Source organism: Microlunatus sp. GCM10028923 (assembly GCF_042666975.1).
Lineage (GTDB): Bacteria > Actinomycetota > Actinomycetes > Propionibacteriales > Propionibacteriaceae > Microlunatus.
In genome coordinates this window covers 50,705-62,499 of the sequence record NZ_JBHTFF010000007.1, presented here as the reverse complement: position 1 = coordinate 62,499, position 11,795 = coordinate 50,705, and the positions used below count along the sequence as shown (strand labels likewise).

The window sequence follows — 11,795 nt, the reverse complement described above, 5'->3', positions numbered from 1 at the left end:
GAAGTGTCTGAATGAAAGAACCGTATGGTGAATCTTAGACCCATAAATAGGGATTCGTCACTCGACCTGGAGGAAACGCACCGCCGACGCGCGGTGATAGCCCGGGTTGCGGACCTCGAGCGTGACCGATCCCTCGGTGCCCGCCGCGAAGCGGTAGCGGCCGATCGGGAACCAGGTGTTCGGCTGCTTGCGCTGGTCGACCACGACCTCCGAGGTGCCTTCCGCGTGCCGGACCAGATAGACGGCGGCTGTGGTCGTCTCGAGGTTCGACGGGTACCAGACCGCTACGTCGTACTCGGCGTTCGTCGGCAGGTCAGGGGTCCAGCGCGCGGTCCCGCCGAGCATGCCCTCGGCGCTGTAGCGGGACCGGATCTGGTTCCAGCCGGCCAGCGAGCTGGGCAGCCATTCCCCGGTCTCGCGGTAGGCCGGATACGGCGTCTCGTTGTGCACGATGAGGCCCGCGTCAGCGATCTTGACCCGCGTCGTGGTCGTGTGGACGTCGGCCAGCCGGACCCGGAACTGGAAGGTCCCGCCCGCCATCGCGTCCGCGGGGGAGTGCGAGACGAAGGTGTGACTCGCCTCCGCCTTCGGCGGCAGCTGGACGGTCACTGCGGGGTTCTCGATGGGCCAGCCGGGCTGGCCGCCCAGGGTGAGCAGGCCTGTGGTGGCGACCGGGCCCGCGTTGTAGAACCTGGCCGTCAGTCGCACGCTGTCGCCGGGCTTGGCCAGCACCTCCGGCTCGGCGCGGAGGCTGATCACGCCGCGCCCGTCCCGGACCGCCACGGTGGCCGGCCGGGGCGTCAGCTCGCCGCCGGTCCAGCGGATCCGGCCGGTCAGGCTGACCTCGCCGAAGGCTGCGGTGGCTGCCGCGGTGACCCGGAAGCTCGCCTCGGCCGTGCCGTGGCCGGGCACGGTGGCCGGGGCGTCGCCCGGGGTGCTGGTCCAGCCGTCCGGCACCGTCAGCTCGTACGTCAGCCCGGACAGTGGGGCCGAGCCGGCGTTGCGGATCCGCAGCACGACCTCGGCGGTGCCGCCGGCCACGGTGCTGGCCGGAGCCTCGACCTCGCCCGAGGCGGGCTCGCCGGCCGGCGTGATCAGGGTGACCGCCGGCGGCAGTCGGAGGGTGACCGGTTCGGTGGTCAGGTCCGCGTTGACCAGCCGGTACGTGAACGACGCGGCCGGGTCGTCGACGCCGATCGTCCACTCGTACGGGAACGGCTTGGCCGGTGTCTCCTGCTCGGGGCCGTCGCCGATCCGGTACCGCAGCCTGGTCGGCGTCTCGGTGTCGAACTGGACGTAGGCGTCGTAGCCGGACAGGTCTGGCCGGACCAGCAGCAGGCCGCGGGCCAACCCGAAGTCGGAACCCGGGTCGGTGTCCTGGCTGTGGCTGCTGCCGGCTTCGTGATCTTGGTGGCTCGGCACCGGTGGCCGGTGTCCGGGCACCGTGACCTTGCGGAAGATCAACGCGGCCTGACCCTTCCGCGGCACGGTCAGGGTGACCGCCGTGCGGCCCGGCTCAAGCCGTAACCGCTTCGTCGTACCGGCGCTGTGCTGGACGACGTCGATCCCGTCCGGCGCGGCGACCTTGATCAACTCCGTGCCGACGTCGACGGTGACCTGCTGGGCGGCGGTCGAGGAGTTGGTCAGGCTGACGTACAGCGAGTCGTTGCCGACCCCGGTCAGCCAGTTGATCAACGGGTTGTCGATCTTGATCAGTCCCGGGGGCAGGTAGGGCCAGACGTCGTCCTCGCCGTGGAAGGTGCCCGGCCGGTGCCCGTACACACTGAATTTGAAGTAGACGAAGTTCGCCTCGAAGGCGCCCGGGAAGGAGACCTTGCCGCCGGACCGGACGAAGTGCTCGCTGAACAGGTAGTCCATCGCCAGGCCGAGCTGGGCCGGTGCGTGGTGGAAGTAGATCCCGGAGAGCCCGGGCGGCCCGGTCACGGCGAAGTCCGGCTTCAGCGTCGAGGCCAGGAACTGCCGGTTGTAGTAGCCGGGGTAGGTGGTGAACCGGCCCACCACGAGGTTGTCGGCGATGTCAGCCAGAAGATCATCATCGACGTAATGGGCGAGCCGGAGCAGGAACGGAGCCCAGCACGGATTGAGCACGAAACCGCCACCGGGGTTGGGATTCGTCTCGCTGAACACCTTGAACGTGGAGAGCTGCTCGAAGGTCAGCCCGGAGGTGGAGACCGTCCAGGCCGGCACCTGCTCCGGCTCCGGAGTCGTGCCCGGATAGTCGGGCAGGGCGCCGTCCGGCCAGTCGAACTGGCTGTCGATCACGTGGCCCTGCGGCACGGTGATCGTCCCGTCCGGCACCACCCGCACCTCGGTCTGGGTGACGAACCGCTTCGCCTCCCGATAGGCCCCGGCCAGGAACCGCTCGTCGCCGGTCGCCTCGAACAAGATCAACAAGTCGGCCCAGTAGCGGCAGTAGTTGTAGCCGAAGCCGACCTCGGAACCGACCGCCGTATAGGGAGTGTCGATCTCGTCGGTGATGTAGCGCTCCGCCAGCAGTCGGGCCGCCTCGAGATAGGAGTCGTCGCCGGTCAGCCGGGCCGCCGCCAGGGCGACCGAGAACGGGTGCCGGGCCTGTCCGGTGACTTCGCTGACCGCGAGCTGCCGGCCGAGCCGGCGCAGTCCGGCGTTGCGGCGCAGGGTCAGTTCGTCGAGGCCGTTCAGGGTCACCGTGTCGCCGGGGATCTGGCCGACCCGGTACTGGGTGAGGTCGCCGTAGACCGCCTTGCCCTTGATCGGGGTGTAGCCGATGCCCTTGCGCGAGAGCTGGTACTCGAGCAGATGCCGGGCGCGACGCTGATAAAGATCATCATCGCCCTGGTGGGTCAGGTAGTGCGCGCCGAGCAGGACGCCCGCGATCGAGGTGCGGACGCACTGGTCGTTCTCCACGTCGATGAAGCCCTTGGCCCGGTTCCACCAACCGGAGAAGGACGGCACGAACTGCTCGGTGTCGTCGCCCTCCGGCTCGATGCCGACCAGTTCGATCAGGTTGTGCACGGTGTCGGTCAGCGAGGTGTCGTAGACGTTCTGGCGGTAGGCCCGGTAGTCGTACTCGGTCCGCAGCAGGTGGTCGTAGGCCTGATACAGCGAGCCGGGTTGGGCGATCACGCCGAACGAGAAGCCGCGCTTCTGCCCCGTCTTCAGCGGGGTCAGCTCGCCGACGTGCGGGGCGTAGGCGACCGGGGTCAGTGCGCCGTCGTCGTTGCGCAGGCTCATTCCGTACGGCTGCCGGTGCGGGCCGAGCTGGCGCTCGTGCTGGAACGCCATCACGTCGCCGGGGATGAAGACGCCGTAGCTGACGTCCCGGCCGGCCAGCGTGCGCTGCAGCAGCGCGGCCGGCGTGAACAGCTCCCACGCGGACAGCGCGGTGGGCGTCTCGTAGACGACCTTGGCGTGCTGCAGGGCCCCGCAGAGGACCTCGTCGACGTGGTCCTGGTCGGTGGTGTCGAAGGACTGGTAGCCGACCAGGTAATGATCATCCCGGCCCGCCGTCAGGACGTGATCCAGTGCCGGCAGTTCATGATCAAGATTCCAGCGGACCGTCAGGTCGTAGCTCTCGGGTCGGCCGGCCCGCAGTTCGACGGCGGTCGGGCTGAGCTTGCGTACGGAGTCGAAGGCGACCCAGTGCGTTGTCAGTGGCCCGTAGTAGTAGGCCGGCCCGCCGGGGAACTCGCCGGTGAAGATCACCCACTGCTCGTCGAATCGGTGTTCGGGATCGGTGAGGGTGACCCAGCCGTCCGGTGTCGCGATGGCGAGGTCGCGGACGATGGTCCGCTGGCGGCTCCCGTCGGGCGCGTCCCAGGAGGCCTCGTGGAACGTGATTCGGTAAGCCTGGTTGGAAATCCTGGCCATTTCGCGGAGCTCGAGGCCGGGCTTGGCGAGCCTCCGGAGGGCGTCCGTCAGCGGGGCTTGGGCCGGCCCGGGTTGCGGTTCGGCGGCCGCGGTGGAGGCTCCGAGGACGGGCGGGAGAACGGCTCCGGTGAGCAACAGACCGACGGCACTGCGCCGACTGAGTTTGATAGAACTAATCCGCATATTCGACGCTGAATCCATGATATGGATGGTAAGCGCGTGATCTTGGACACGACAAGGTCGTATCGGTAGGTGATCGGTGGTTGTCCACAGCCGCTGGGCAACGAATTCGTTCGTCCACAGACTTCTTCCGACCTGAACGATCCGCCGCGTTCTGCGCAGGCTCCTGAGCGAGAAGTCCGAACGGACCGAGCAGAGGAGAACGCAGATGGAGACCTACGTCAGCATGACCGGCTGGGTCGGCAGCGCCGTGGAGTACCGCTGCCTGACGTCCGCCGACCGCAGTTACACGACGCATCACGCGTCCTTCCGGCTGGCCGCGACGCCGCGGATCAGACGGGGCGGCGCCTGGACCGACGGCGAGACCAACTGGATCACGGTGGTGTGCTTCCGCGGGTTGGCGCAGAACGTCGGGTCCAGCGTCAGTAAGGGCGACCCGGTGACCGTCTGGGGCAAGCTGCGGCGGGAGACCTGGGAGCGCGAGGGCGAGACGAACGAGCGGACGGTGATCGAGGCGGTGGTCGTCGGGCACGACCTGAACCGGGGCACCAGCATGTTCAAGAAGAACGAACGGCCGCAGACGTACGAGGAGCCGGAGATCGGCGACCTGATCGAGAAGGTGGAGACCCCGGAGCCTCCGGAGACCCCGGAACAGGAGGATCTGGCCGCGGCGGCGCGGGAGGACCGACTCGCCCTGGCCTGAGCCGGGAGCGGGTGCGGAGGGGGCCGCGGCGCCGCATCGCCGCGGCTCCCGCCTCCGCCGGAACCGGCGCCGGCTCGCACGATCTGACGACCGGGGCAGCCGCTGGCATACTGGGCGGTTGCACCTCAAGTCCCGATTTGTGAAGGCATGCGCTGATTCCATGGCTGAGTACGTCTACTCGTTGCACAACGTCCGCAAGGCCCTCGGTGACAAGGTCATCCTGGACAACGTCACCCTCGACTTCCTGCCCGGCGCCAAGATCGGCGTCGTCGGCCCCAACGGCACGGGCAAGTCGACCCTGCTCAAGCTGATGGCGGGAATCGAGCACGCCAACAACGGCGAGGCCCGGATCGCCAAGGATGCGACCGTCGGCATCCTGCTGCAGGAGCCGCCGCTGACCGAGGACAAGACCGTCCTGGAGAACATCGAGGAAGCGGTCGCCGAGACCAAGGCCCTGGTGGTGCGGTACAACGAGGTGGCCGAGGCGATGGCCGACCCGGATGCCGACTACGACGCGCTGCTGGGCGAGATGGGCGAGCTGCAGACGGAGCTGGACCGGCGCGATGCGTGGGAGCTGGATTCCCAGCTGGAGCAGGCGATGGACGCTCTGCGCTGCCCGCCCGGCGACGCCGACGTCAGCGTGCTGTCCGGTGGCGAGCGGCGCCGGGTGGCGCTGTGCAAGCTGCTGCTGCAGCAGCCCGACCTGCTGCTGCTCGACGAGCCCACCAACCACCTTGACGCCGAGTCGGTGCACTGGTTGGAGGGCCACCTGAAGTCGTACCCGGGCGCCGTCCTGGCGGTGACCCACGATAGGTACTTCCTGGACAACGTCGCCGAGTGGATCCTCGAGATCGACCGCGGCAAGACGCACCCGTACGAGGGCAACTACTCGACCTACCTGGACACCAAGCGGTCCCGGCTGCAGATGGAGGGCCGCAAGGACGCCAAGCGGGCCAAGATCCTCGAGCGCGAGCTGGAGTGGGTCCGGTCCAACCCGAAGGCGCGCCAGGCCAAGAACCGGGCCCGGCTGGCCCGCTACGAGGAGCTCGCGACCGAGGCGGAGCGCACCCGCAAGCTCGACTTCGAGGAGATCAACATCCCGCCGGGCCCGCGGCTCGGCAACCAGGTGCTGGAGGTCGACAAGCTGGTCAAGGGGTACGGCGACCGGCTGCTGTTCGACGGCCTGTCGTTCTCGCTGCCCCGGGCGGGCATCGTCGGCGTGGTCGGCCCGAACGGCGTCGGCAAGTCGACCCTGTTCCGGATGATCGTCGGGGAGGAGCAGCCGGACAACGGTGCGCTCCGTCTCGGTGACACGGTCAAGGTGTCCTACGTCGACCAGGGCCGCGGCGGGATCGACCCGAAGAAGAACGTCTGGGAGGTCGTGTCCGACGGCCTCGACCACATCAAGGTGGCCAGCTTCGAGATGCCGTCCCGGGCCTACGTGGCCTCGTTCGGCTTCAAGGGACCGGACCAGCAGAAGCCGGCCGGCGTGCTGTCCGGCGGTGAACGGAACCGGCTCAACCTCGCCCTGACGCTCAAGATCGGCGGCAACCTGCTGCTGCTCGACGAGCCGACCAACGACCTGGACGTGGAGACCCTGCAGTCGCTCGAGGACGCGCTGCTCGAGTTCCCGGGCTGCGCCGTGGTGATCTCCCACGACCGGTGGTTCCTGGACCGGGTGGCGACCCACATCCTGGCCTGGGAGGGCACCGAGGAGGACGAGGCCTCCTGGTTCTGGTTCGAGGGCAACTTCGCCGACTACGAGGCCAACAAGATCGCCCGGCTCGGTGCCGAGGCGGCCCGGCCGCACCGGACCACCCACCGCCGGCTCACCCGGTCCTGACCGAAAGTCGATCATGGCCGGCGACCGGGACCAGGAACTGCCCTCGGCGGAGCACCAGGCACCGCCGGGGGTGGACGACCGCACCGTCGAGGCAGTCGGCAAGATCACCGAGGCGCTGGAGACCTGCGAACGCGCCCGGGGCCACCTGTACGCGTTCCACCAGCTGACCGGCTCGGCCGACATCAAGCTCGGTGAGGCCCTGACCTCGTTGCGCGAGGCCGGGCACACCGAGCTGGCCGACCGGATCGAGACCGAGCTGCTCGGCCGCAACGTGCTGCCCGGCCGCTGGACGTTCCAGATCGTCGAGGAGTACGACGACAACTACTGGTCGCTCTTCCGCTCGCTCGAACGCGAGGCCCGCGACCAGCTCCTCGGCGGCCGCCGGCACGTCTTCGAGGCCCGGATGAAGCAGGACGAACGCACCATCGGTCGGCTCGGCCACGAAGCGACCCCGGGCGACGTGGGCCACAACGTTCCCTGAGCTTGTCGAAGGGCCAGGCCAGGCCACAACGTTCCCTGAGCTTGTCGAAGGGCTAAGCCACGATCTGCCTTGGCCCTTCGACAGGCTCAGGGCACGAGGAGCCTCAGTCGAACATGATCACCTGGCGGATCGCATGCCCGTCGGCGAGCTCGTCCAGGGCGTGGTTGATCTCGGAGAGGGCGATCCGGGACGAGATCAGGGCCTCGACCGGGAGCCGGCCGTCCCGCCAGAGCTGGGCGTAGCGCGGGATGTCCCGCGCGGGTACGGCGGAGCCGAGGTAGCTTCCGGTGATCGTCCGCGCCTCGGCGGTCAGGCCGAGCGGCGAGATCGTGGCCTGGGCGGTCGGGGCGGGCAGCCCGACGGTCACCGTCGTCCCGCCGATCCCGGTCAGCGCGACGGCGGTCTCGAAGGCGCGGGCGTTGCCGGCGGCCTCGATCACCACCGGCGCCTTGAGCCCGGCGGCCAGGGCCTCGTCCGGCCGGTAGACCGCGTCCGCGCCGAGCCGGGTTGCGTAGTCCAGCTTCTCCGGTACGGCATCGACGCCGATCACCCGGCCGAGCCCGAGTGATCGCGCGGTGATCAACGCCGCCATGCCGACGCCGCCGAGTCCGACCACGACCACCGTGTCGCCGGCCGACGGGTGCCCGGCGTTGATCACGGCGCCGCCGCCGGTTAGCATCGCGCAGCCGAGTACGGCCGCGACGTCCGGCGGCACGTCCTCCTCGACCGGCACCATCGAGCGCCGGTTGATCACGGCGTGGGTGGCGAAGCCGGAGACGCCCAGGTGGTGGTGCACCGGGCCCTCCGGGCCGTGCAGCCGACGTTCGCCGCCGAGCAACGTACCGTCGTTGTTGGCGGCCGAGCCGACCGAGCAGGGCAGCCGGCCGTCGGTGCTGCAGCCGGCGCACTCGCCGCAGCGGGGCAGGAAGGCCATCACCACGCGCTGTCCGGGCTCAAGATCATCAACGCCCGGCCCGGTCTCGACCACCCGGCCGGCGGCCTCGTGCCCGAGCAGCATCGGCGTGGGCCGCGGCCGGTTGCCGTCGACCACCGACAGGTCCGAATGGCACAGGCCGGCGGTCTCGATCCGGACCAGCACCTCGCCCGGCCCGGGCGGGTCCAGCTCCAGGTCGATGATCTTGAGCGGTGCCGACTCGCGGTAGGGCCGCTCGGCGCCGATCCGGTCCAGCACGGCACCCTGGATGATCATGGTCGTCTCCGAACGTCGTCGTTGCGGGGCTCGGGTGAGCCGATCAGCGGCAGCTGACGCCGGACGGCGGGACCGACCGACGGGGGAGCCGGTGGGCGGGCGGCCGGGCGCGGCGCCCGGGCCAGCAGCTCGGCCAGCGTGATCGCCGGCTTGTCGGCGAGCTCGGCGAGCTGAGTCCGGCAGGAGAACCCGTCGGCCAGCACCAGGGCGTCCGGGTGCGCGGCGACGGCGGGCAGCAGGTCGTGCTCGGCGACCGCGACCGACACCTCGTAGTGGCCCTTCTCGACGCCGAAGTTGCCGGCCAGGCCGCAGCAGCCGCCGACCGTGGTCACCGTCGCTCCGGTCGAGGCCAGCAGCGCCGCGTCGGTCTGCCAGCCGATGATCGACGCGTGGTGGCAGTGCGGCTGGACGACCAGTTCGACCCCGGTCAGGTCAGGCGGGGTCCAGCCCTCGGTCCGCTCCAGCAGTTCGGCGAGCGTGAGCACGCCGGCGGCGACCTCGGGGACCCGCGGGTCGTCCGGCAGCAATTCGCCCGCATCGCTGCGCCAGACGGCGAGGCAGGAGGGTTCGACGCCGACCACCGGTACGCCGGCGGCGATCTCGGGATGCAGCACGTCCAGCGCCTGGCGCAGTTGCCGCCGGGCGCCGTCCAGCTGGCCGGTGCTGATCCAGGTCAGGCCGCAGCAGGCGTTGCGCTCCAGCAGCCGCGGCGCGTAGCCGGCGTCCTTGAGCACCTCCACCACCGCACTGGCACCGTCGCCGGTGAAGCAGTCGGAGAACGAGTCGACCCAGACGATCACCGGCCGCCCGGCACCGCCGGTGCGGCTGCGGACCCGCTTCCGGGCCGGCCGGCCGGCGAAGCGCGGCAGCTGCCGGCGCTGATCGACCCCTGCGCTCCACTTGATCACCGACCGGATGCCGGGCAGGCCCATCCCGGTGTTGATCACTCCGGCCAGCGCGCCGAGCTTGGTGATCAACCGGCCCCAGCGGGGCAGCCAGCCGAGCGTGTAGTGGCTGCGCGGCCGGAGCCGGCCGCGGTAGCTGTGATCGAGCACCTGCGCCTTGTAGGTCGCCATGTCGATCCCGGTCGGGCAGTCCCGCGCACATCCCTTGCAGGAAAGGCAAAGGTCGAGGGCCTCGTGCACCTCGGGCGAGCGCCAGCCCTGGTCCACCAGGCTGCCGTTGATCATCTCCTGGAGCACCCGGGCCCGGCCGCGGGTGGAGTCCTTCTCGTCCCGGGTCGCCTGGTAGGACGGGCACATCACACCCAGCCCCGGCGTGCCGTTGGCGAGGCACTTCCCGACCCCGGAGCAGTGGTGTACGGCCTCGGCGAAGTGATCGACCCGGCCGACGATGGCCGCGCTCCGGACATCGGCGTCGACCGGCCGCGGATCCACCAGGACGCCGGGATTGAGCCGGTCGTCCGGGTCGAAGATCGACTTCACCTTCCCGAACAGGTCGATCGCCTGCGCCGAGTACATCGCGGGCAGCAGCGCCGACCGGGCCCGCCCGTCGCCGTGCTCGCCGGACATCGAGCCGCCGTAGCCGGCCACCAGCTCGGCCGCGGCCTCGACGAAGGAGCGGTAGGTCGCCGCGCCGCCGGGATCGGTCAGCGGGAAGTCGATCCGGACGTGCACGCAGCCGTCGCCGAAGTGCCCGTACGGCAGGCCATCCAGACGATGATCGCGCAGCAGCGCGTCGAAGTCGCGCAGATAGCTGCCGAGACGTTCCGGCGGCACCGCGGCGTCCTCCCAGCCGGGATACGCCGGCCGGCTCAGGCTGACCCCGGCCAGCCCGGCGCCGTCCTCGCGGATCTTCCAGAGCGTGAGCGCGCGCGCCGGGTCGTCCACGACGAACCCGTCCAGCGCACCGGCTCCGGCCAGCGCCGCGTCCGCCCGGGCCCGCAACTCGGCAGGGTCGTCGCCGACCAGCTCGATCAGCATCCAGCCGTCGCCCCGGGGCAGCGGCGGCACGGCGGCGTCGCCCTTGGCCCGGCGGACCACGTCGACGATCCGCCGGTCCAGCCCCTCGCAGGCGGTCGGCCGGTGTTCCAAGATCAACGGCGTCGCGTCGGCGGCGTCGGCCATGCTCGGATAGCCGAGCGCGATCATGATCTTGTACGGGGCGTCGGCCACCAGCCGTACCGTCGCGCCGAGGATGACCGCCAGCGTGCCCTCGGTCCCGGCCAGGAACCGCGGCACGTCGAAGTGCCGCTCGGGCAGCAGATGCTCCAGGCTGTAGCCGGAGACCTGCCGGCCGAACCGGCCGAACTCGGTCCGGATGGTGCCGAGTTGATCACCGACCAGCCGGTTCAGCGCGGTCAGGGTGGGCGACGATGCGGGGGAGCCGTCCGGGCCGAGCCGCAGCCGTTCGCCGGAACCGGTGATCACGTCCAGGGCGATCACGTTGTCGGCCGTCTTGCCGTACCCGAGGGCGCGCGGGCCGCAGGCGTTGTTGCCGATCATGCCGCCGATCGTGCAGCGGGTGTGGGTGGACGGGTCCGGCCCGAACCGCAGCCCGAACGGCGCGGCCGCCGCCTGCAGCGAGGCCTGGACGACCCCCGGCTCCACGGTCGCGGTGCGCGCCTCGGGATCGACGGCCTCGATCCGGTTCAGGTGCCGCGCGGTGTCGAGGATCAGCCCGGGACCGACGGCGTTGCCGGCACACGAGGTGCCGGCGCCGCGGGTGGTGATCGGAACCCCGGCGGCGCGGGCGGCCCCGATCGCCGCCACCGCCTCGTCGATCGTGCGGGGCCGGGCCACGGCACGCGGGACGACGCGGTACAGGGAGGCGTCGGAGGAGTAGAGCGCCCGGGCCAGGGAACTGTCGTCGAAGATCTCGGCGATCCCGTTGCGCCGGAACTGCTCGGCCAGTTCGAGGTTCGCCGCCACCTGCTCGGTCCGCGTACTCACCCGTCGATGGTAGTGAGCGCCCGCCCGGCCTCGCTCGCCGCCCGCCGACCGGGACACCTGGTGGAGCACCAGACTGCAGCGCGCTCCGACCGTGCCGCGAGGGCGGGCGGGAACGGCTCGGCCCTTCGACAGGCTCAGGGCGCTGTGGCCGGTGGTGTCAGCGGTGTTTGCAGTAGGGCGGGACCCGGGCGATGTCTCCGGAGTCCGCTGCCGCCCAACGCGCGCAGCAGCTGGACCGCGGGCTGGACCAGATCGACCGGCTCTGGTCGGTCGGTGCCGACGGCCCGGCGCTCCGGCCCCCGCCGGTGCAGCGGCCCCGGATCCCGGTCTGGATCGGCGGCGCGATCACCCGGCCGGGCCCGCGGTCCCGGGCGCTGCGCTGGGACGGGTCCTGCCTCTATCGCATCCCGCCGGGTTCGGGCTGGGTTCGGCAGGGCGGGCACGGGGCGGCGTCTTTGGTGACTGCAGGGCGGTCGGCAGGTTCCGGTTGGTGGGGTGGTCTGGCCGCGGCCGCGGCCGCGGCTGCGGGGTGTCGCCTGCGCGTTGGCACGGGAACGGTCCGCAGGGTTCGGGCGCAGCCCGACCGAAGGCGCGGA

At 70.8% G+C, this 11,795-nt stretch carries 6 protein-coding genes; 3 read left to right on the top strand and 3 right to left on the bottom strand.

Annotation, left to right across the window (positions count from 1 at the left end; genetic code table 11):
• Positions 1 to 57 precede the first annotated feature (57 nt).
• Complete coding sequence (locus ACFQU4_RS18015) at positions 58 to 3,870, bottom strand: NEW3 domain-containing protein (protein WP_377494362.1); 3,813 nt, start codon at positions 3,868 to 3,870, stop codon at positions 58 to 60.
• A gap of 388 nt (positions 3,871 to 4,258) precedes the next feature.
• On the opposite strand from ACFQU4_RS18015, the gene ACFQU4_RS18010 reads away from it, so the two are divergent.
• The 3 genes from ACFQU4_RS18010 (at position 4,259) to ACFQU4_RS18000 (ending at position 7,077) form a co-directional block, all read left to right on the top strand.
• The gene (locus ACFQU4_RS18010; protein ID WP_377494360.1) at positions 4,259 to 4,753 is read left to right on the top strand and encodes a single-stranded DNA-binding protein; all 495 of its coding nucleotides are present in this window, start codon (positions 4,259 to 4,261) and stop codon (positions 4,751 to 4,753) included.
• Between the two features lie 160 nt (positions 4,754 to 4,913).
• On the top strand, positions 4,914 to 6,596 hold the full coding sequence (gene ettA / locus ACFQU4_RS18005; RefSeq protein WP_377494358.1) for an energy-dependent translational throttle protein EttA: 1,683 nt from the start codon (positions 4,914 to 4,916) through the stop codon (positions 6,594 to 6,596).
• Between the two features lie 13 nt (positions 6,597 to 6,609).
• On the top strand, positions 6,610 to 7,077 hold the full coding sequence (locus ACFQU4_RS18000; protein ID WP_377494356.1) for a hypothetical protein: 468 nt from the start codon (positions 6,610 to 6,612) through the stop codon (positions 7,075 to 7,077).
• A gap of 103 nt (positions 7,078 to 7,180) precedes the next feature.
• On the opposite strand, the gene ACFQU4_RS17995 is transcribed toward ACFQU4_RS18000, so the two are convergent.
• Entirely contained in the window at positions 7,181 to 8,287 is a 1,107-nt protein-coding gene (locus ACFQU4_RS17995; RefSeq protein WP_377494354.1) for an alcohol dehydrogenase catalytic domain-containing protein, read from the bottom strand.
• A complete protein-coding gene (locus tag ACFQU4_RS17990) occupies positions 8,284 to 11,178 on the bottom strand; it encodes an FAD-binding and (Fe-S)-binding domain-containing protein (protein WP_377495148.1) in 2,895 nt (964 codons plus the stop codon). The genes ACFQU4_RS17995 and ACFQU4_RS17990 overlap by 4 nt, the downstream gene beginning before the upstream one ends.
• Between the last annotated feature and the right edge of the window lie 617 nt (positions 11,179 to 11,795).

What these genes read in the sequence shown, in the direction of transcription:
- ACFQU4_RS18015 (WP_377494362.1), bottom strand. Translation starts at nt 3,870, where the DNA reads ATGGCCAGGATTTCCAACCAGGCTTACCGAATCACGTTCCACGAGGCC.
- ACFQU4_RS18010 (WP_377494360.1), top strand. Translation starts at nt 4,259, where the DNA reads ATGGAGACCTACGTCAGCATGACCGGCTGGGTCGGCAGCGCCGTGGAG.
- ettA (WP_377494358.1), top strand. Translation starts at nt 4,914, where the DNA reads ATGGCTGAGTACGTCTACTCGTTGCACAACGTCCGCAAGGCCCTCGGT.
- ACFQU4_RS18000 (WP_377494356.1), top strand. Translation starts at nt 6,610, where the DNA reads ATGGCCGGCGACCGGGACCAGGAACTGCCCTCGGCGGAGCACCAGGCA.
- ACFQU4_RS17995 (WP_377494354.1), bottom strand. Translation starts at nt 8,287, where the DNA reads ATGATCATCCAGGGTGCCGTGCTGGACCGGATCGGCGCCGAGCGGCCC.